We start from the raw sequence: 18,477 nt of genomic DNA, 5'->3' as shown, positions 1-18,477 counted from the left end.
CCGGGAGTTGGTGATGCGCCTGCTGCGCCATCTGTTCGCACGCTCGTCGCGCCGGCTGTTCCCGGAAGACAGCCTGCATCGCATCACCGAGGCCATTGCGGCGGGCGAACGCCCGCACCGCGGCGAGGTGATGTTCGCGGTGGAAACCAACCTGCCGCCGAGCGCGGTGCTGGCAGGGGTGCAGGCGCGCGAACGTGCGCACGAGGTCTTCGTCCGTCTGCGCACCTGGGACACCGAAGCCAACAACGGCGTGCTGATCTATCTGTTGCTGGCCGACCATCGCATCGAGATCGTCGCCGACCGCGGACTGGACGGGCGCGTCAGCGATGCGCAATGGGCGCAGGTCTGCCGGCTCATCGAGCAGGAAATGCGTGCCGGCCATCCGGAACGGGCGGTGATCGACGGCGTGCGTGCGGTTTCGGACCTGCTGGCGCTGCACTGGCCGCAGCAGGAGGGCCAGTCCGACGAGGACGAACTGCCGAATCGGCCTGCGCTGCTCGATTGAAAGGCGGCTTGGTGCAGCGGGGAATGGTCTTCCGATCGGGGCCCAGCCTCCCGTCCAGTGTTCAGCCGGGCGGGCCCGACGTCGCGAAGGGAGTGGACGGATGCCCATCCGCATGCCCGCCTGGGGCAAAATAGGCGCTCCCCACCGGCCACGCCGAGGCGCATGATCTACCTCCACCAGATCGATCCGATCATCTTTTCGCTGGGGCCGGTCAAGCTGCACTGGTACGGCCTGATGTACCTGCTGGCTTTCGTCGTGGCCTGGTGGCTGGGACGCAGGCGTGCATCGCAGGGGCGCCTACCGGGTGTCGATGCCGACGCATTCTCCGACCTGATGTTCTACGCCATGTTGGGCGTGGTGCTGGGCGGGCGCATCGGCTACGTGCTGTTCTACGGATTCGGCACCTTCCTCGACAATCCGCTGTCGATCTTCAAGGTGTGGGAAGGCGGCATGAGCTTCCACGGCGGGCTGCTCGGCGTGATGGCCGCGGCGCTGTGGTGGTCGCGCCGGCACCGGCTGCATTTCTTCGACACGATGGATTTCGTGGCCCCGCTGGCCGCGCCGGGACTGGGGTTCGGGCGGCTGGGCAACTTCATCGGCGCGGAACTGTGGGGCAAGTACACCCAGGCCGGCTGGGGCGTGATCTTTCCGACCGATCCGGCGCTGCGCGGCCTGGATGCCGCCCAGTTGCAGGCGCAGTACGCCGCGGGCGCGCTGGATCAGTTCGCCCGCCATCCCTCGCAGCTGTACCAGGCCTGCCTCGAGGGACTGGTGATGTTCGTCGTGCTGTGGACGGTCTCGCGCAAGCCGCGGCCGCGTTACCTCGTGTCGGGTCTGTTCGCGCTGATGTACGGCGTGTTCCGCTTCCTGATGGAGTTCGTCCGCGTGCCGGATGAAGGCCATTACGTGGCGTGGGGCTGGTTGACCAAGGGCCAGATCCTCAGCGTGCCGCTGGTGCTGCTGGGCCTGTACCTGCTGTGGCTGTCGCGCCGCGCGCCGACGCTCCAGCCCGTGGTGCCCGCGCCGGTCGCCGGCAAGTAAACCGTGAAGTCCATCGCCGGAGACCGCGCATGAAGCAATACCTCGACCTGCTGCGCCACGTGCTGGAGCACGGTGCCGAGAAGTCCGACCGCACCGGCACCGGCACGCGCAGCGTGTTCGGCTGGCAGATGCGCTTCGACCTGAACGAAGGCTTCCCGCTGGTCACCACCAAGAAGCTGCACTTGCGCTCGATCATCCACGAGCTGCTGTGGTTCCTGAAGGGCGAGACCAACATCGCGTACCTGAAGGACAACAAGGTCAGCATCTGGGACGAATGGGCCGACGAGAACGGCGAACTGGGCCCCGTCTATGGCAAGCAGTGGCGCAGTTGGGAAGGCGCCGACGGCAAGACGGTCGACCAGATGCAGTGGCTGGTCGACGAGATCAAGCGCAATCCCGATTCGCGTCGCCTGGTGATCAGCGCCTGGAACGTCGCAGAACTGCCGAAGATGGCGCTGATGCCGTGCCATTCGCTGTTCCAGTTCTACGTGGTCGACGGCAAACTGAGCTGCCAGTTGTACCAGCGCAGCGGCGACATCTTCCTCGGTGTGCCGTTCAACATTGCCAGCTATGCACTGCTGACGCATATGGTGGCGCAGGCCACGGGCCTGGGCGTCGGCGATTTCGTGCATACGCTCGGCGACGCGCACCTGTACTCCAACCACTACGAACAGGCGCGCGAGCAGTTGTCGCGCGAACCGCGTGCGCTGCCCACGCTACACCTCAATCCCGAGGTCACCGACCTGTTCGCCTTCACCTTCGACGACATCGGGATCCATGGCTACGATCCGCATCCGGCGATCAAGGCGCCGGTGGCGGTCTAGCGGATGCGCATTTCGCTGGTCGCCGCACTCGACCGCCATCGCGCCATCGGTCGCGACAACGACCTGCCGTGGCGGTTGCCGGACGACCTGAAGCGCTTCAAGGCGCTGACGCTCGGCAAGCCGGTGCTGATGGGGCGCAGGACGGCCGAGTCGCTCGGGCGTGCGCTGCCCGGACGGTTGAATCTGGTGCTGACGCGCAGCGGACGCGTGCCGTTCGAGGGCATGCAGGCGGTCGCCTCGGTGGACGAGGCGGTCCGCATCGCGGTGGAGCAGGGGAGCGAGGAGCTTTGCGTGATCGGTGGCGGCGAGGTCTACGCGCTCACGCTGGGTCGCGCCGACGTGCTGCACCTCACGGAGGTGGATGCCGAGGTGGAGGGCGCGCATGCGTTCTTCCCGGCCTTCGATCCGGCGGAATGGCATGAAGTCGCCCGCGAACCGCATCCGGCGGACGCGAAGCATGCCATCGGATTCGACTTCGTCGAGTACCGGCGCGTCTGAGCGAACGTAGCGTGCGCCATGCGCACGACTGCGCGGTGCTGGGTCCATGCGGTCGTGCGCATGGCGCACGCTACGTTCGGTCAATCCTTCGGCAGTTCGCCCTTGGGTGGCGGCGGAACATCACGGCCCTGCACCTGCACCAGCCGGATGTCGTCGATATCCAGCTGCAAGGCGGTCAGCTTGCCGCCCCAGACCGCGCCGGTGTCGATGGCATGCACGCCATGGCCGATCATGAGGCCCAGCGTGGACCAGTGGCCGCAGACGATCTTGAGGTCGCGCTCGGCGCGGCCGGGCACTTCGTACCAGGGGTACAGGCCCTGGGCCTGCCTGCCGGGTGCGCCTTTCTCCTCGATCGCCATGCGCCCGCGCGGCGTGCAGTAACGCATGCGGGTGAGGACGTTGATGATCGCGCGCGAGCGGTCGTGGCCGGACAGGTGGGGCGCCCAGTTCGGCTTGTCGCCGTACATGTTGCGGAACAGCTTGCGGTAGCCGTTGCCGTGCAGTTGCGCCTCGACTTCGCGCGCGTGCTTCTCGGCGAGCGTGGTGGTCCACTTGGGCGCCAGTCCGGCATGCACCATCATCCAGCCCAGGTCGCGGTCCACGTGCAGCAGCTTCTGCAGGCGCAGCCAGTCCAGCAGCATGCGTGCGTCGTCGGCCAGGACCACGCGCTGCAGGTCCGGATTGACCTTGCGCTGCTCGTCCGGCGAGCGCTCGCCGATGGCGAGCAAAGACAGGTCGTGGTTGCCCAGCACGACGACACAGTGCTCGCGCAATGAATGCACCAGGCGCAGCGTTTCCAGTGACTGTCCGCCGCGGTTCACCAGGTCGCCGCAGAACCACAGCCGGTCCTGCGCGGGATCGAAGCGGATCTTCTCCAGCAGTCGCTGCGTGGCGTCGTAGCAGCCCTGCAGGTCGCCTATGGCCCAGACACTCATGCGCCCGGGCCTCAGTGCAGGGTCCGCGGGACGGACAGGGTAAAGGGGGCGATGGGGGCGTCGAAGCGGGTGCCGTCGTCGGCGAGCATGTCGTAGCGTCCTTGCATGGTCCCGAGCGCGGTCTCGAGGACGGCGCCGGAGGTGTAGCGGAAATCCTCGCCCGGCCTCAGCCAGGGCTGTTCACCCACCACGCCCTCACCGTGCACTTCCTGCACCTTGCCGTTGGCATCGGTGATCACCCAGTGGCGGCGCAGCAGCTGCGCGGGTACGCGCCCGCGGTTGTGGATGCGGATGGTGTACGCGAACACGTAGCGGCCGTCCTCGGGCGCGGACTGGTCGTCCAGGAAGCGCGTGGCGACGTCGACGTCGATGGCGTAGTCGGGGGAATCCATGCGTTCAGTGTATGCAATGGCACGTCAAAGCGGAAACGACGGCACGTTGCGTGCGGTCAGGATGCGTCGGGCTGGTTGGCCAGACGGATGAAATCGCTGACGGGGACCTGTTCCGCGCGCAGGTCGGGGCGCAGTCCCGCGGCTTCGATCTGCTCCACGCTGCAGGTGCCGGACAGCGCATTGCGCAGGGTCTTGCGGCGCTGTCCGAACGCGGCGCGCACCACGTCCGCGAAGCGGCGGTGGTCGCGGATGCCCACCTCTTCGGCCGCGCGCGGCACCAGCCGCGCCACGGCCGAATCCACCTTCGGCGGCGGACGGAACGCGCCGGGAGGCACTACGAACAGGCTGTCCACGCGGCAATAGGCCTGCAGCATCACGCTGAGGCGTCCGTACACCTTGCTTCCGGGTTCCGCGGCCATGCGGTCCACGACTTCCTTCTGCAGCATGAAGACCATGTCGCGGATGGACGCGGCGTGCTCGATGGCATGGAACAGGATGGGCGAGGACAGGTTGTAGGGCAGGTTGCCAACCAGGCGCAGCCTGTCTTCGCCCGCCAGCTTGCCGAAATCCACGTCCAGCACGTCCTTGTGGATGATCGTGAGCCGGCCCACGCCTTCGGCAGCCTCCATCAACGGCGTGATGAGGTCGCGGTCGAACTCGATGGCGGTCAGCTCGCCGGGCCTGCGCAACAGCGGGAACGGGATGGCGCCCTGGCCCGGCCCGATCTCGACGAGACGGTTGCCCGGCTGGGGATTGACCGCCATGACGATCTTCTCGATGTAGGTGCGATCGGTCAGGAAGTGCTGGCCGAGGGACTTCTTGGGGGGAGCCTTGAAATGCGACATGCGCGGATTATGCGGGAACACCGCCCTCCGCGCGGCTTCTACGTTGCCCGGTGCGCGCGCCGGATCGTCGCGATGCGCGCGCAGGTGGCCACGGCGGCGAACAGGCTGGACGGATCCGCGGTGCCCTTGCCGGCCAGTTCGAGCGCGGTGCCATGGTCGACGGCCACGCGGGGGTAGGGCAGGCCCAGCGTCAGGTTCACGGCCTGCTCGAACCCGCTGTACTTGAGCACCGGCAGGCCCTGGTCGTGATACATCGCCACCACCGCATCGACACTGCGCAGCTTCTGCGGCAGGAACGCCGTATCGGCGGGCAGCGGGCCGACCAGGTCCAGTCCAGACGCCCGCAGCGTGTGCAGCACCGGTTCGATGACGTCGATCTCCTCTCGCCCCAGGTGGCCGGCTTCGCCCGCGTGCGGATTGAGCCCGAGGACCGCGATGACGGGATGGGGAATACCGAAATCCGCCCGCAGCGCCGCGTGGGTGATGCGCAGCGCTTCCTCCAGCGTGGTGGCCGTGATCGCATCCGGCACCTCGCGCAAAGGCAGGTGCGTGGTGACCAGCGCAACACGGACGATCTCGTTGGCGAGCATCATCACCACCGGCCTGCCTGCGTGTTCGGCCAGCAGTTCGGTGGTGCCGGTGTAGGCGATGCCCCCTGCATTGATGGCGGCCTTGTGCACGGGGCCGGTGACCAGGCCGTCGAGTTCGCCGGTCAGGCAGGCGCCGGCCGCCTGCGTCAGGGCCTCGATGACGGCGCGCGCATTGCGCGGATCGGTGTGGCCGAAGGTCGTCGGAGAAGCGTTGGGAAAGGGCCGCACGCGCAGGTCGCCGGGCAGCTTGGCGACGGCGTCTTCATCGATCAGCTGCAGCGGCAATCCCAGGGCGGCTGCTGCAGAGATCAACGTGGCCGGGTCTGCGAAGGCAAGCAGGGTGCAATCGGTACGCGGCTGCTGGGCCAGTCGGACGCAGAGCTCCGGACCGATGCCCGCCGGCTCGCCCGGCACCAAGGCGAGCCGGGGCAGCATCTCAGCCGCCCGGCGTGGTCTCTGCGCGGTCGCCGGTGCGGAAGCTGACGTACGCCTCGCCTCGCAGCTCCTGCAGGAAGCGGTTGTATTCGTCCTCGGCCTTGCGACGGCCGATGGTTTCGCGGATCTGGGCGCGGCGGTTCTGGTCGGTCACGTCGGTCTGGCGACTGCCGACGCGCTGGACGATGTGCCAGCCCGCGTCGGTGCGGAACGGGGCGCTGACCTGGCCATCCTGCAGGCCGCTGACCTGCTGGCCGAAAGCCGGGCCGAAGGCATCGGCCGGGAACCAGCCCAGGTCGCCGCCGTCGTCGCGGCTGTTGGCGTCTTCGGTGGATTCCTTCGCCACTTCGACGAAGTCGGCGCCGCCGGCGATGCGTGCGCGCAGGGTGTCGATCTTGGCCTTGGCCGCGGCGGCATCCTGGGTCGGGGTGACGCGCACCAGGATGTGGCGTGCGTTGTACTCGGTGACCGAGCGCTTCTCCATCTGCGCGGCATCGCGCACTTCCACCAGCTTCAGCAGCTGGAAGCCGCTGGGGCCGCGCAGCGGGCCCACTACCTGGCCGGGACTCATGCCCTTGAGCATCTCGACGAACGCCGTCGGGATCTCGTCGACGCTGCGCCAGCCCAGGTCGCCGCCTTCCAGCGCGTTGGGGCTGTCGGAATAGCGCACCGCGGCCGCGGAGAAGTCCAGCTCGCCCTTGTCGACCAGCGCCTTCACGCCGTCGATCTTGCTCTTGCCGGTGCTGATCTGGTCGGCGCTGGCGCCGTCGGGCACCCCCACCAGGATGTGGGCCAGGCGGTACTGCACGCCGGTGGCGGCCTGCGCGGCGATGGCCGCGTCCACTTCGCCTTCGCTCACCTGCACGCGCGACTGCGCATAGCTCTGGCGCAGGCGCTGGATGGTGATCTCGTCGCGCAGCGAGCTGCGGAACTCGTCGAAGGACATGCCATCGGCCTCGAGGCGCTGGCGCAGCCCATCCGGCGTGGTGCCGTTCTGCTGGGCTACGGCATTGATGGCGTTGTTCAGTTCGGCGTCGCCGATGCGGATGCCGCTTTCGGTGGCGCGGGCCACTTGCAGCTTGACCAGCACCAGGCGCTCGAGCACCTGCCGCTCCAGCACCGCGCGCGGCGGCAGCTGGCCCGGCTGGTTGGCGTACTGGGCCAGCACGTTCTGCACGGCGCGGTCCATTTCGCTCTGCAGCACCACGTCCTCGTTCACCACGGCGGCGATGCGGTCCAGCGGCTGCAGCGTCTGCGCCATCACCGGCGTGGCGACGGTCGAGAAGGCCAGCAGGCCGGCAATCAGGAGGCGGGGAAACGGCTTGGTCATGGAATCGGATCCGGATCGTAGGAAGTATCGTCCGGTCGCTGCGCGATATTGCTAGGCGGGACGAGATAGAGGTCGTCTCGGTAGTAACCGAGGATAGCACGGCGCAAGGTGCGCTCCGTGTCCTGGCCCGCCGAGCCCAGGCCCTTCAGGACGAACTCGACCTGAAAGCCGGTGTTCATGTCGCCTTCGCGGTTGCGTACATAGCGGCGCACCAGCGCGCGCACGGCCAGGCAGCAGCTGTCCCACTGCACGCCGGCCACGCCTTCCAGCAGGCCGGGCTCCTGGTCGGTGGCGGCGTCGCGGTAGAACGAATGGTAGTAGCGGCCCACCACGCTCCACGCCGGCGTGACCGGGTAGAGGAACGAGAAGTCGGCCTGTTCCAGCAGGTCGCGGCGCCGGCGATAGGTGATGTTGACCACGCCGTCGTCGGGCAGCAGGTAGCGCGCACGCACGCTGGCCAGGTCCTCGCGGCGGAACTTGGGGTCCCACTGGTAGGACGCGCCGATGGTCCAGCGGTCGGTCGGCGCGTAGTTGGCGTCCACCACCCAGGCCGACTTGCCCTTTTCCAGCTGCGCTTCCCCCGGCAGGACCACGCGGCTGTCGTCGAAGTAGCGGATCTGGCCGATGCTGGCCGACAGCCGTTCGAAACCGTCCTTCTGCCGCAGTAGGCGGGTGGAGAGCGCCAGGGTCAGCTGGTTGGCGTCCGTCTGCCGGTCGGGGCCGGTGTAGCGGTTGTCGCGGAACAGCTGGCCATAGCTGAAGTTGAACGGGCGGGTGTCGAAGATCGGCAGGCCGTCCTGCTCGCGGTAGGGTGCCTTCAGGTAGAACAGCCGCGGTTCCAGCGTCTGCAGGAAACGGTCGCCCTTGATCTCGGTTTCGCGGTCGAAGTACACGCCCGCATCCAGCGAGCCGATCGGCAGGCTGCGGCTGGGGGAGCGGTCGTAGAACTCGGCGATCTGCGCCGCGCTCACTGGCTGGTTGGCGGGAATGCCGTAAGCAGCGCGTGCGCGACTGATCGCCGTGGTCTGCGCCAGTTCGGCATCGAGCCGATACTCGGTGTGCCGGTACGCCAGCGTCGGGGTGACGTACCACGCCGCGCCCTGAAGCGGGAAGGAGATGGTGGGTTTGATGTCCAGCCGGCTGCCGTCGCCCCATTCGTTGTGCTGGAACCTCACCGCCTCGGCATGGCCGCCCACGGTGATCCAGCGGCTCAGCGGCTGGTTCCAGTTGAAGTACGCGCGCGGCAGCCGATTGTAGGGAAGCGACGCTTCGCTGCTCAGATAGTCCGACAGCTGCCACTGATCGGCCATCACGCCGGCACTCCAGAACTCGCCCGCGCCGTAGACGCCAGCCGTACTGGTCACCGACGAATACGCTTGGCCGTACAGCGAGTTGCCGAAGTCTTCCTGGTAGCGCGCATCGCTCAGCCAGATCAGGTTGGCGCGCGCCTGCCAGTTGCGACTGAAGCGGTGGTCGCCCTGGAAAGAGAAGAAGCCGCGCCCGTCGTCGGGGTCGGGATTGTTCGGATTCTTGTCGTCGTAGTCCACCTCGCCCATGCGATCGCGGACCAGGTCGTCCTTGTTCATCCAGGTGCCCTGGATCTCGCCGCGTCCCTTCTCGTACAGGTAGCGGAACTCCGCGCCCATCTGGAACCCGCGTTCGCTCATGTAGCGCGGTTCAAGCGTCGCGTCGTAGTTGGGCGCCAGGTTCAGGTAGATCGGCTGCTTCCAGTCGAAGCCGTTGCGGCCGGACAGGCCGACGGCCGGGTACAGCAGGCCGGTGTGGCGCTGGTCGTCGATCGGAAACTTCAGGTACGGCACGTACAGCACCGGCACCTTGCCCAGCCGGATCGTCGCGCCGCGCGCGACGCCCCAGCCGTCGTCGGTGTTGATGTCGATGCGCCGCGAGCGCAGCTCCCAGCGGCGGTCCTCGGGATCGCAGGTTGAGTAGGTGGAGTGCAGCAGGCTGCCTTCCGGCCCCTTCATGTCGATGCGGTCGGCGCCGCCGTTGCCGCGACGGGACACCAGCTGGTAGCGCACGTTGTCGATCTGGTGCGTATCGGCGCCCTGGTCGCCGCGCGCGCTGTCGGCCATCAGACGGATGCCGGCATCCTGGTAGCGGATGTGGCCGTCGGCGACGTAGGTATCCTTTTCCTGGTCGTACTTCAGGTTGTCGGCGCCGAGGAACTGGTCGCCCCGGCTGAGCGCCACATTGCCCTGGTACTCCAGATTGGTCTCCGTCCCACCCAGGCTGTCGCCTTCGATGGAGGTGGGCTGTTCGGCACGCTGCTCGCGCGTGGCCTGGGCATTGCCGGGCGCCGGCGCCTGCGGCGCCTCGCCGAATGCCGGAACCGCGTCCTGGATGGGACACAGCGCCCAGCTTTCGGGCTTCTCATCGTCGGCCAGCGCGGGCAGGCACAGGGCGATGCTGAGGGGTAACGGGAGCAGGCGGAGGGCAGGGCGCACGCGTTACTGGGCTCGCTGTCGGACGAAAAACGGCCGTTAGCTTGCCCCATCCCATGCATGCGGGCAATGAAGGCCTCCGGCCGATGTCGGGCGGGGTTCAGCGACCGGCGGGCGGACCCGCCGGCTCAGCGCAACGCCTCCACATGGACCACGGTGCACTCGCGCAGGGCGTCCAGGTCGTAGCCGCCTTCGAGCATGGACACGATTCTTCCGGCGGCGTGCCGCTCGGCCACCTCGCGCAGCTGCCGGGTCAGCCAGCCGAAGTCCTCGGTCTCCAGCATCAGGTCCGCCAGCGGATCGCGCATGTGCGCGTCGAACCCGGCCGAGATCAGCAGCAGCTGCGGCCTGAAGTCGTCCAGCGCGGGCAGCAGTTCGTCCGCCCAGGTGTTCTGGAAGCGGAAGCCCCCGCTGCCCGGCGGCAGCAGGGCAGTGAACACATTGCCCACGCCGCGCTCGTAGGGCGCGCCGCTGTGCGGGTAGATGCCCGATTCGTGGCTGCTGAAATAGGCCGCGCGCGGATCGTTGTAGAAGATGGCCTGGGTGCCGTTGCCGTGGTGCACGTCGAAATCGACGACCGCCACGCGCTCCAGCCCATGCTTGTCGAGGGCATAGGCCGCCGCCACGGCGATGTTGTTGAACAGGCAGAAGCCCATGGCCGCCGTGCCGGTCGCATGGTGGCCGGGCGGGCGCACCGCGCAGAAGACCGCGCGGTCCTCGCCGTTCATCACCGCATCCACCGCCGCCACGCCGGCGCCCGCGGCCCGGAGCGCCGCCGCGCGCGAGGCCGGGCACATCACCGTATCCGGGTCGAGCATGCGATAGCCGGTCACGTCGGCCTCCAGCACCTCGTGCACCAGCGCGTCGTCGTGCACCCGGCGCAGGTCGCCCAGCTTCACGATGGGCGCCTCGCGCCAGTCGGCATCGCCGTGCTGCCCGCGCAGCGCCTCCAGGACCACTTCCAAACGGGCCGGCCGCTCCGGGTGCTCGGGACCCGGATCGTGCAACAGGCAGGCGGGGTGGGTATAGATGATCACGATGCCGGCGTTGCCCTCGACGGGGCGGGAACCGCCTCTCCCGGGGGGATGTCCGGGTCCATTCTATGCGCGGCCCGGCACGGGCCGGCACCCGACCTTGGGAGGAGGCGTCGGCCTACGCGTGCCGGCGCTCGTGCTTCCACAGCACCTCGCCCTGGCCATCGGCGCGGGCCAGCACCCGGGCCAGGACGAACAGCAGGTCGGACAGCCGGTTGAGGTAGCGGATCGCTTCCGGCCGCACCGCGTCGTGGCGGGCCAGGGTGACCGTCTCGCGCTCGGCCCGGCGCACGATGGTGCGGGCCAGGTGGCAACGCGAGGCGGCCTCGCCTCCCGCCGGCAGGATGAAGTCCTTCAGCGGCGGCAGATCGTCGTTGTAATGGTCCAGCTGCCGTTCCAGCGCCTCGACATCGTCGCCGGTGATGGCGGCATGGCCCGGGATGCACAGCTCGCCGCCCAGGTCGAACAGCTGGTGCTGCACGGTGGTCAGCAGGGCGCGGATGTCGTCCGCCACGCTGGGCACGGCCAGCAGTACCCCGATCGCCGAATTGGCTTCGTCCACCGTGCCGTAGGCGGTCACGCGCGCGGAGTCCTTGCCCACGCGCGTGCCGTCGCCCAGACCGGTGCTGCCATCGTCGCCGGTGCGGGTGTAGATCTTCGAGAGGCGGTTGCCCATCGCGGTGAAGGTCCGGTCAGTCGGCCGTGCGGCCGTGCGGCCTGGCCAGGCGGACGACCTGGCCGACCATGACGTGCACGATGACCGCCAGGCCCACGTAGATCGCGGCCACGCGCAGATAGGGCAGGTACCAGTCGCTGAAGTTCTTCCACCAGCCGGCGATCGTGGGCTCGCTGACGACCGGGCTCAGCCAGTAGAAGCTGCCCTGGCTTAGCAGGTGGCAGACGGTCACCGAAGCCAGCAGGCTGCCGACCAGCAGGGCCAGCGTGCGGCCGTGGTCCGCGGTCTGGTAGCGGCGCAGCAGCGTGCCACCGGCCCACAGTGCGCCGTACGCCGGCAGCAGGAACCAATACGCCGGCGACACGCAGTAGTGCGCCCAGAAGTTCATGCCCTGGCCACTGATCACCACGTAGTCGACCGCCACCGCCGCCGCCATGAACAGCGGGAACGCCCAGCGCGACCAGCCACGCAGGTAGTAGCCGCCGATGAAGAACGCGGCCCAGCTGGCATCGGGCAGCGGGCCGAGGTGGCCGAACGTGGTGGGCAGGTGCAGGCGGGTGAGGACCAGCAGGGCGGCGACCAGCGCCATCACGAGGGCGCGTTGCGAAGTGGTGTTCATCAGGCACGGTTCCGGAGACTCAGCCCCGCATTCTACCGGAGCCGGCCGGCCGGTCGGGGGCCGCAGGGCGGGCGCTATCATGTCGGCATGACAGATCGGCATGACGTAGTGATCGTGGGCGGTGGGCTGGTGGGTGCCAGTCTTGCCATCGCCCTGGCGCGCCAGGGCGTGGAGGTGGGGCTGGTGGAAGCGGCGCCTGCCGGGCAGATGCCGGCGGTGTTCGACCAGCGCAACCTCAGCTTCGCTGCGGCGACGGTCAATGCGCTGACCGCGCTGGGGGTGATGCAGCAGCTGCGCACGCCCACCGGGCCGATCCGTCGCATCCACATCAGCCGACAGGGAGATTTCGGTCGGGTCCGGCTGGAGGCGCAGGACTACGGCCGTGCCACGTTCGGCCAGGTGGTGGTGGCGCGCGACTTCGGCGAGGCGCTGGAAGCCCGACTGGACGGCTTGTCGGGGCTGACCCGGTACCGGCCGGCGCGTTTCGTCGGCTTCGCCCCGGACGAAGCCGGCCATCGCGCGCTGCGGATCGCCGATGCCGAGGGCGAGCGCACGTTGCATGCCCGCCTGGTGGTGGCCGCCGATGGAACCCGCAGCGCCGTGCGAGAGGCGCTGGGCATCGGTGTGGACGAGTACGATTACGGCCAGACCCTGTTCGTCGCCCGCGTGCGGGCCACGCAGGCGCCGGACGGCACCGCGTACGAGCGCCTGGGCGACGACGGCCCCACTGCGTTGCTCCCGCGTGGCGATCGCCACTGGGGCGTCGTGCACGGCGTGGCGCGCGAGCAGGCCGAGACCGTGGCCGCCCTGGACGATGCGGCCTGGCTGGCGCGCCTGCAGCACGCGGTCGGCTGGCGTATCGGCCGGCTGGTCGCCAGCGGCGAGCGCAGCGCGTATCCCATCGTCCGCGTCGTCGCGCAACGGCTGGTTGCCGACCGCGCGGTCGTGCTGGGCAATGCGGCGCAGACGATCCATCCGATCGGCGCGCAGGGCTTCAACCTGGGCCTGCGCGATGCCCTGACGCTGGCTGAGGAGATCGCGCGCAGTGACGATCCGGGCGCCGCCTCCCGCCTGGCCGCCTACGCGGCGCGACGGCGCGAGGATCGCGAACGCACGCTCGCGTTCTCCGACGGCCTGGCACGCCTGACGGCCAACCCATCGCCCCTGCTGAAGCCCGTGCGCAGCGCAGGCCTGGTGGCCATGGAGGCGCAACCCTCGCTGCAGGCGTTCCTGGTGGGGGGCGCTATGGGCTTCCGCGGCGACGTACCGGCACTCTGCCGGGGAGAGGCCGCATGAAGCGGCGCGGACAGATCGACGTGGCCGTCGTCGGCGGCGGCGTGGTGGGTGCGGCCTGCGCGCTGGTGCTGGCGCGTGAGGGACTGGAGGTGATGCTGGTCGAAGGCCGCGAGCCGCCGCGCTGGTCGCCGTCGCAGCCGGATCTGCGGGTGTATGCCTTCGCGCCCGACAACGCGGCGCTGCTCGACGCGGCCGGCGTATGGGACGCAGTGCGTGATGCGCGCGCGCAGCCTTACCGGCGCATGCGCGTCTGGGACGCGGCGGGCGGCGACGAGCTGCGCTTCGATGCCGATGCACTGGGGCGCACGCAGCTGGGCTGGATCGTCGAGAACGCATTGCTGGTCGATCGGCTGTGGGCCGCGCTGCCGGCGGCCGGCGTGCAGGTGCGCTGCCCGGCGCGCGTGGAGGCGATGGAGCAGGACGCGGACGGCGTGACGCTGCGGCTGGACGACGGCACGCGTATCGATGCGCGGCTGGCGGTGGCTGCCGACGGCGGCGATTCCACGTTGCGGCGTCTGGCCGGGCTGGAGGTCGCCGCACACGATTACGCGCAGCGTGGCGTGGTGGCGTTCGTGCGCACCGCGGAGCCGCACGAGGACACTGCGTGGCAACGCTTCCTGTCGAGTGGTCCGCTGGCATTCCTCCCGTTCGCGGAAGGCCTCAGCTCCATCGTCTGGACGTTGCCCGACGCGGAGGCCGAGCGTGTGCTGGCGCTTGATGAAGCCAGCTTCGGCCGGGAGCTGACGCAGGCCATGGGCGGTCAGCGCGGCGAAGTGGCCCTGGCCTCGCCACGCGCCGCGTTTCCGTTGAGGCGCCAGCTGGCCCGGGACTATGTCGCCGGGCGGGTGATCGTCGCGGGCGATGCCGCGCACGTGGTCCATCCGCTGGCGGGGCAAGGCGTCAACCTGGGCCTGCGCGATGTCGCGGCGCTGCGCGACGGCATCCGTGCCGCCACCGCCAAGCGTGCCGACTGGGATGCGCCGCACCGGCTTGAGCGCTGGGCGCGCCAGCGCCGCAGCGAGAATGCGACCGCGGCCCATGCCTTCGACGGCATCAACCGTCTGTTCTCCAACGACGAGATGCACCTGACCCTGTTGCGCGGGCCGCTGCTGGGGCTGGCCGGCAAGCTGCCACCCCTGGTGGACTTCTTCTGGCGTCACGCAGCGGGTCAGCGCGGGCGTTGACGACATCGGCTGCAGGCATGCGGTAGCCTCGGGATTCCCCCACGAGGTTGCCGCGATGAACGACGACGCTTCTCCCGTGCACGATCCCGCCCGCCGGCGCCTGCTGGGCACCCTGGCGGCGGCCGGCCTGGCAGGCGTGATGCCATGCGTGCACGCCAAGCGTTCGCGACCGCTCGGCGTCGCCCTGGTCGGTCTGGGTTACTACAGTCGCGACCTGCTGGCGCCCGCGCTGCAGGCGACGAAGCACTGCCGCCTGGCCGGCATCGTCACCGGCACGCCCGCGAAGGCGGCGGAGTGGCAGCGGCGATACGGCATTCCCGATCGCAACGTCTACGACTACGCAGGCTTCGACCGCATCGTCGAGAACTCCGACATCGACGTCGTCTACGTCGTGCTGCCCAACCACCTGCACAAGCCGTTCACCCTGCGCGCGGCCGCCGCGGGCAAACACGTGTGGTGCGAGAAGCCGATGGCGATGGACGCGGCCGAAGCGCGCGCGATGATCGACGCCTGCCGGCAGCACCGCGTGCAGCTGGCGATCGGCTACCGCATGCAGCACGAACCCAATACGCAGGCGGTGATGGCGCTTGCGAGGTCCCGGCCGTTCGGCCGCTTGAGGCACATCCGCGCCGAGGCCGGTTTCCATGGGTTCGACGGCGCCAGCCGCGATACCTGGCGCCTGGACGCGGCGCGCGGCGGCGGCGCGATGTACGACATGGGCGTCTACGCGCTCAATGCCGCGCGCTACACCACCGGTGCCGAACCGGTCGCGGTCACCGCGACCTCGTCGGTGGAGCGGCCGGAGATCTTCCGTGGTGTCGACGAGACGATGCGCTTCCGCCTCGAATTTCCGGACGGCGTGACCGCCGCGTGCGAAACCAGCTTCGGCCGCAACCTCAACCTGCTGCGCGCCGAGTGCGAGGAGGGCTGGTACGAACTGTCGCCGTTCCAGGCGTACGAAGGCGTGCGTGGCCAGGCCAGCGACGGGCGCCGCTTCGACGCTGTGATCGGCGCCACGCCCGCGCAGCAGGCGCGGCAGATGGATGCCGATGCGCTGGCCATCCTGGAACGTCGTCCGCCGCGCGTGCCCGGCGAGGAGGGCTGGCGCGACATGCTCGCCCTGGATGCGATCTTCGCGTCCGCGCGCGCCGGAGGAAGGCGGGTGGAGATCGCGTCCGCCTGAATCCTGTCAGCCCGGGATGAACGGGAACACGATCTTCAGCAGGCCCTTCAGCCCGCCCTCGGCGGTACTCGTGACGGCTTTCGCGCCCAGGCTGTTGAGCGCATTGCGCGCGTCCTGCCAACGCAGCTTGGGGACGTCCTTCTTCAGCAGGTCGGCCACTTCTTCGGCAGTGGGGGTCAGCTTCTTCAGTTCCGCGACGACGGACGCAGGATCCGTCTGCAGGTAGCCCCAGCGCTCGGCGATCGCCAGCAGGGTGTCGAAGCGCACCGCGACGACCTCGCGGTTGCGCTCGTACACCGGCAGCGCGCCCACGTCGAGGATGGCCTGTTCGAACTGCTGGTGGTCGTCCGGATGCTCGATGCGGATGGCGAGGAAGCCGTCCTTGCGGCTGCGTTCGCTGACATGCTTCGCGCCGGCCTTCAGGTTGGCCTCGGTCAGCACGGTCGCCACGATGCGCTGCAGGGCCGCATCGCGTTCCTCCGGCACCAGCGCCCGCCAGCGCGCATAGCCGTCGCGACGCAGCGCCTTGACCTTGGCAGGCGTCACGCGCAGCTTGCCGGCGACCGTGAAGTTGGATTCGTCGCGGCCGATGGCGCCATCGCGCTCCAGCAGGACGAAGATCAGCAACTCCAGGTCGCGCTTGGTCAGCGACTGGAATCCCTGCAGCAGGGTCAGGCGCAGGAACTCGTTGCCGAAGCCGGCGGGGTCCTTGAGGGAAAGGGGATTCATGACGCTCCTTCGCTGTCGGGCCAGTATGTCCTGGCCGGATTGCAGGGGCTGAGACTAAACCATCGCATGCCGTGGGTGCCGGCGTGGCAGGTGCCGCGCGGCGCCGGATCGCGTAGGGTACGCCAGCCCCATTCACCGGAAATCCCCCATGCCTCTCGTACGTTGCGCCCTGTTGCTTGTCCCCTTGCTGACTGCCGCTGTCGCCCAGGCGGAGACGCAGGCGCTCGCGGTGGATCCGGACTACATCGCCCCGGCGGCCTCGCTCGCGCCCGAGCGCGTGCAGGGGCTGCAGCAGCGCCTGCTCGACTGGCCCGGTCTGGCGCGCTATCGGGACGACAACGCGCGCCTGCCCGCGCACGAAGCGGGCCGCGTGGTGTTCTACGGGGATTCCATCACCGACGGGTGGGGGCGCGTGGCGGACACGTCGTTCTTCCCGGGCAAGCCGTACGTCAACCGCGGCATCTCCGGGCAGACGACCGCACAGATGCTGGTGCGCTTCCGCCAGGACGTGATCGCGCTTAACCCGGAGGTGGTGGTGATCCTGGCCGGAACCAATGACATCGCCGGTAATACCGGACCAGCCACGCAGCGCATGATCGAAGACAACCTGCGTTCGATGGTGCAGCTGGCGCAGGCCAACGGCATCCGCGTGGTGCTGGCATCCGTGCTGCCCGCCAGCGCCTACCCCTGGCGACCGGGCTACCGACCGGCCGAGCCGATCAAGGCGCTGAACCGATGGGTCGAGGCCTACGCGCGCGCGTCGGGGGCCGTGCATCTGGATTACCACCGGGCCATGGTCAACGCCGAAGGCGGACTGGATGCCCGGCTGGCCGCGGATGGCGTGCATCCCACGCCGGCCGGCTATGCGGTGATGGCGCCGCTGGCCCAGCGGGCGATCGAGGAGGCGCTCGGCCGCAAGTGAGCGGCCGCGGCGTTACGGGCCGGTTTCGCGCCCGGGCAGTTCCGTACGGAAGGCTTCGATGGCGCCACGGTCCTGCAGGGTGACGAACACCGTGCGTCCGTCGGGCCCCCCGAAGGCGACGTTGGTCGGCTTGCGTCCCTTGAGCCGCACTTCGTGCAGCAGCTCGCCCTGCGGCGACACCACCGCCACCGTGCCGGCCCCGTACCGGGCGATGTAGAGGTTGCCCCGCACGTCGGTGCGCATGCCGGCCAGGCCATGGTCCGGAAAGGCGATAAGCAGGCGCTTGCCGGATATCCCGCCGCTGGCGTCCAGGTCGTAGGCCCATACGCGCCGCTGCACGCTCTCGTTGACGTACAGCACGTCGCCCCGGGGGCCGACCTCCACGCCGTTGGTGGTGCCCATCCCGGTTTCGAGCAGCGCGGCCCTGCCGTAGGGCAGGATCCGCCACAGCTGGCCGGTGCCGGTGCGCCAGTCCGGGTCGCTGGCGTAGAACATCCCGTTCGGCGCGAAGGCGAGATCGTTGGGCTGGTGCGCGCCCGACAGGGTGGCGAACACGCCCACCGAGCGGTCGCGCGGATCGATGCGAAGGATGTGGTGGCCGGTGTAGTCGGCCACGTACATGAAGCCGTCGGCATCGAAGCGGATGCCGTTGCCGGCGCTGCCCGCGGGCAGCGTCATGAACAGGTCCGCGCGTCCGCTGCCATCGGCATCGAAGGTCACCCGCCCGATCCTGCCGCCGCGGCCGAAGCCCACCGCATACAGCGCACCGTCCGGACCGAAGGCCGGGCCCTCGATGCCTTCACCGAACGCGCCGTCGCCGACGACATCGCGCGCGACGTACAGCGCTTCCGCCGCCGCGTCGCCGCCTTCGGACACGTCCGTATGCGCGCAACCGGCCAGCAGCGCGGCAAGGACCGCCGCCGCGATGCGTGTGGACGAGGGTGACGTCATCGGTTTCCCCTCGGGGGCGAGCACTG

18 protein-coding genes and 1 pseudogene are annotated in these 18,477 nt (G+C 69.3%); 8 read left to right on the top strand and 11 right to left on the bottom strand.

From position 1 onward, the window contains the following. Nucleotides 1–13: 13 nt before the first annotated feature. From CSC76_RS13460 to CSC76_RS13445, 4 genes are all read left to right on the top strand, one after another. Nucleotides 14–505 carry a TPM domain-containing protein gene (locus CSC76_RS13460; protein WP_162110509.1) on the top strand — a complete coding sequence of 164 codons (492 nt, stop codon included), beginning with the start codon at nucleotides 14–16 and terminating at the stop codon, nucleotides 503–505. A gap of 162 nt (nucleotides 506–667) precedes the next feature. Continuing rightward, entirely contained in the window at nucleotides 668–1,546 is an 879-nt protein-coding gene (gene lgt / locus CSC76_RS13455; RefSeq protein WP_162110508.1) for a prolipoprotein diacylglyceryl transferase, read from the top strand. Between the two features lie 29 nt (nucleotides 1,547–1,575). Beyond that, a complete protein-coding gene (locus CSC76_RS13450; protein WP_162110507.1) occupies nucleotides 1,576–2,370 on the top strand; it encodes a thymidylate synthase in 795 nt (264 codons plus the stop codon). A gap of 3 nt (nucleotides 2,371–2,373) precedes the next feature. Then, nucleotides 2,374–2,868 (top strand): dihydrofolate reductase, encoded by a 495-nt coding sequence (locus CSC76_RS13445; protein WP_162110506.1) that lies wholly within the window; start codon nucleotides 2,374–2,376, stop codon nucleotides 2,866–2,868. A gap of 89 nt (nucleotides 2,869–2,957) precedes the next feature. Here CSC76_RS13445 and CSC76_RS13440 read toward each other — a convergent pair. From CSC76_RS13440 to CSC76_RS13400, 9 genes and pseudogenes are all read right to left on the bottom strand, one after another. Continuing rightward, nucleotides 2,958–3,803: pseudogene (locus CSC76_RS13440) on the bottom strand (symmetrical bis(5'-nucleosyl)-tetraphosphatase); the annotation flags it as partial. 11 nt (nucleotides 3,804–3,814) lie between these two features. Next, complete coding sequence (gene apaG, locus CSC76_RS13435) at nucleotides 3,815–4,195, bottom strand: Co2+/Mg2+ efflux protein ApaG (RefSeq protein ID WP_162110504.1); 381 nt, start codon at nucleotides 4,193–4,195, stop codon at nucleotides 3,815–3,817. Nucleotides 4,196–4,251: 56 nt separating this feature from the next. Further along, nucleotides 4,252–5,040, bottom strand: coding sequence for a 16S rRNA (adenine(1518)-N(6)/adenine(1519)-N(6))-dimethyltransferase RsmA (gene rsmA, locus CSC76_RS13430; RefSeq protein ID WP_162110503.1), 789 nt, complete (start codon nucleotides 5,038–5,040; stop codon nucleotides 4,252–4,254). Between the two features lie 38 nt (nucleotides 5,041–5,078). Next, complete coding sequence (gene pdxA / locus CSC76_RS13425) at nucleotides 5,079–6,065, bottom strand: 4-hydroxythreonine-4-phosphate dehydrogenase PdxA (protein WP_162110502.1); 987 nt, start codon at nucleotides 6,063–6,065, stop codon at nucleotides 5,079–5,081. Nucleotide 6,066: 1 nt separating this feature from the next. After that, nucleotides 6,067–7,395 (bottom strand): peptidylprolyl isomerase, encoded by a 1,329-nt coding sequence (locus CSC76_RS13420; RefSeq protein ID WP_162110501.1) that lies wholly within the window; start codon nucleotides 7,393–7,395, stop codon nucleotides 6,067–6,069. Beyond that, nucleotides 7,392–9,860 (bottom strand): LPS assembly protein LptD, encoded by a 2,469-nt coding sequence (gene lptD / locus CSC76_RS13415; protein WP_162110500.1) that lies wholly within the window; start codon nucleotides 9,858–9,860, stop codon nucleotides 7,392–7,394. Before lptD ends, CSC76_RS13420 begins: the two co-directional genes overlap by 4 nt. A 125-nt stretch (nucleotides 9,861–9,985) precedes the next feature. Then, nucleotides 9,986–10,894 (bottom strand): histone deacetylase family protein, encoded by a 909-nt coding sequence (locus CSC76_RS13410; RefSeq protein WP_162110499.1) that lies wholly within the window; start codon nucleotides 10,892–10,894, stop codon nucleotides 9,986–9,988. Nucleotides 10,895–11,009: 115 nt separating this feature from the next. Next, the gene (locus CSC76_RS13405) at nucleotides 11,010–11,567 is read right to left on the bottom strand and encodes a cob(I)yrinic acid a,c-diamide adenosyltransferase (protein WP_162110498.1); all 558 of its coding nucleotides are present in this window, start codon (nucleotides 11,565–11,567) and stop codon (nucleotides 11,010–11,012) included. 16 nt (nucleotides 11,568–11,583) lie between these two features. Beyond that, nucleotides 11,584–12,186, bottom strand: coding sequence for a hypothetical protein (locus CSC76_RS13400; RefSeq protein WP_162110497.1), 603 nt, complete (start codon nucleotides 12,184–12,186; stop codon nucleotides 11,584–11,586). Between the two features lie 87 nt (nucleotides 12,187–12,273). Between CSC76_RS13400 and ubiH the strand changes: the two genes are divergently transcribed. Genes ubiH through CSC76_RS13385 form a run of 3 tightly spaced genes read left to right on the top strand, consistent with a single transcriptional unit; the run spans nucleotide 12,274 to nucleotide 15,849 of the window. Next, the gene (ubiH, locus tag CSC76_RS13395) at nucleotides 12,274–13,482 is read left to right on the top strand and encodes a 2-octaprenyl-6-methoxyphenyl hydroxylase (protein ID WP_162110496.1); all 1,209 of its coding nucleotides are present in this window, start codon (nucleotides 12,274–12,276) and stop codon (nucleotides 13,480–13,482) included. Further along, complete coding sequence (locus CSC76_RS13390) at nucleotides 13,479–14,666, top strand: UbiH/UbiF family hydroxylase (protein WP_162110495.1); 1,188 nt, start codon at nucleotides 13,479–13,481, stop codon at nucleotides 14,664–14,666. The genes ubiH and CSC76_RS13390 overlap by 4 nt, the downstream gene beginning before the upstream one ends. A 55-nt stretch (nucleotides 14,667–14,721) precedes the next feature. Beyond that, a complete protein-coding gene (locus CSC76_RS13385) occupies nucleotides 14,722–15,849 on the top strand; it encodes a Gfo/Idh/MocA family protein (RefSeq protein WP_338014958.1) in 1,128 nt (375 codons plus the stop codon). 6 nt (nucleotides 15,850–15,855) lie between these two features. On the opposite strand, the gene CSC76_RS13380 is transcribed toward CSC76_RS13385, so the two are convergent. Next, nucleotides 15,856–16,578 carry a hypothetical protein gene (locus CSC76_RS13380; RefSeq protein ID WP_162110494.1) on the bottom strand — a complete coding sequence of 241 codons (723 nt, stop codon included), beginning with the start codon at nucleotides 16,576–16,578 and terminating at the stop codon, nucleotides 15,856–15,858. A 148-nt stretch (nucleotides 16,579–16,726) separates the two neighbouring features. On the opposite strand from CSC76_RS13380, the gene CSC76_RS13375 reads away from it, so the two are divergent. Beyond that, nucleotides 16,727–17,500: an SGNH/GDSL hydrolase family protein gene (locus CSC76_RS13375; protein ID WP_162110493.1), complete on the top strand. Its 774-nt coding sequence runs from the start codon at nucleotides 16,727–16,729 to the stop codon at nucleotides 17,498–17,500. Between the two features lie 12 nt (nucleotides 17,501–17,512). Here CSC76_RS13375 and CSC76_RS13370 read toward each other — a convergent pair whose 3' ends face one another. Beyond that, complete coding sequence (locus CSC76_RS13370) at nucleotides 17,513–18,451, bottom strand: SMP-30/gluconolactonase/LRE family protein (protein WP_162110492.1); 939 nt, start codon at nucleotides 18,449–18,451, stop codon at nucleotides 17,513–17,515. Nucleotides 18,452–18,477 lie beyond the last annotated feature (26 nt).

This window comes from Pseudoxanthomonas mexicana, assembly GCF_010093385.1.
Taxonomy (GTDB): Bacteria; Pseudomonadota; Gammaproteobacteria; order Xanthomonadales; family Xanthomonadaceae; genus Pseudoxanthomonas_A; species Pseudoxanthomonas_A mexicana.
This window is presented reverse-complemented; position numbering and strand designations above follow the sequence as displayed.

Coding starts and splice junctions, on each gene's coding strand:
- CSC76_RS13460 (WP_162110509.1), top strand. CDS start 14: ATGCGCCTGCTGCGCCATCTGTTCGCACGCTCGTCGCGCCGGCTGTTC.
- lgt (WP_162110508.1), top strand. CDS start 668: ATGATCTACCTCCACCAGATCGATCCGATCATCTTTTCGCTGGGGCCG.
- CSC76_RS13450 (WP_162110507.1), top strand. CDS start 1,576: ATGAAGCAATACCTCGACCTGCTGCGCCACGTGCTGGAGCACGGTGCC.
- CSC76_RS13445 (WP_162110506.1), top strand. CDS start 2,374: ATGCGCATTTCGCTGGTCGCCGCACTCGACCGCCATCGCGCCATCGGT.
- apaG (WP_162110504.1), bottom strand. CDS start 4,195: ATGGATTCCCCCGACTACGCCATCGACGTCGACGTCGCCACGCGCTTC.
- rsmA (WP_162110503.1), bottom strand. CDS start 5,040: ATGTCGCATTTCAAGGCTCCCCCCAAGAAGTCCCTCGGCCAGCACTTC.
- pdxA (WP_162110502.1), bottom strand. CDS start 6,065: ATGCTGCCCCGGCTCGCCTTGGTGCCGGGCGAGCCGGCGGGCATCGGT.
- CSC76_RS13420 (WP_162110501.1), bottom strand. CDS start 7,395: ATGACCAAGCCGTTTCCCCGCCTCCTGATTGCCGGCCTGCTGGCCTTC.
- CSC76_RS13405 (WP_162110498.1), bottom strand. CDS start 11,567: ATGGGCAACCGCCTCTCGAAGATCTACACCCGCACCGGCGACGATGGC.
- CSC76_RS13400 (WP_162110497.1), bottom strand. CDS start 12,186: ATGAACACCACTTCGCAACGCGCCCTCGTGATGGCGCTGGTCGCCGCC.
- ubiH (WP_162110496.1), top strand. CDS start 12,274: ATGACAGATCGGCATGACGTAGTGATCGTGGGCGGTGGGCTGGTGGGT.
- CSC76_RS13390 (WP_162110495.1), top strand. CDS start 13,479: ATGAAGCGGCGCGGACAGATCGACGTGGCCGTCGTCGGCGGCGGCGTG.
- CSC76_RS13385 (WP_338014958.1), top strand. CDS start 14,722: ATGAACGACGACGCTTCTCCCGTGCACGATCCCGCCCGCCGGCGCCTG.
- CSC76_RS13380 (WP_162110494.1), bottom strand. CDS start 16,578: ATGAATCCCCTTTCCCTCAAGGACCCCGCCGGCTTCGGCAACGAGTTC.
- CSC76_RS13375 (WP_162110493.1), top strand. CDS start 16,727: ATGCCTCTCGTACGTTGCGCCCTGTTGCTTGTCCCCTTGCTGACTGCC.
- CSC76_RS13370 (WP_162110492.1), bottom strand. CDS start 18,451: ATGACGTCACCCTCGTCCACACGCATCGCGGCGGCGGTCCTTGCCGCG.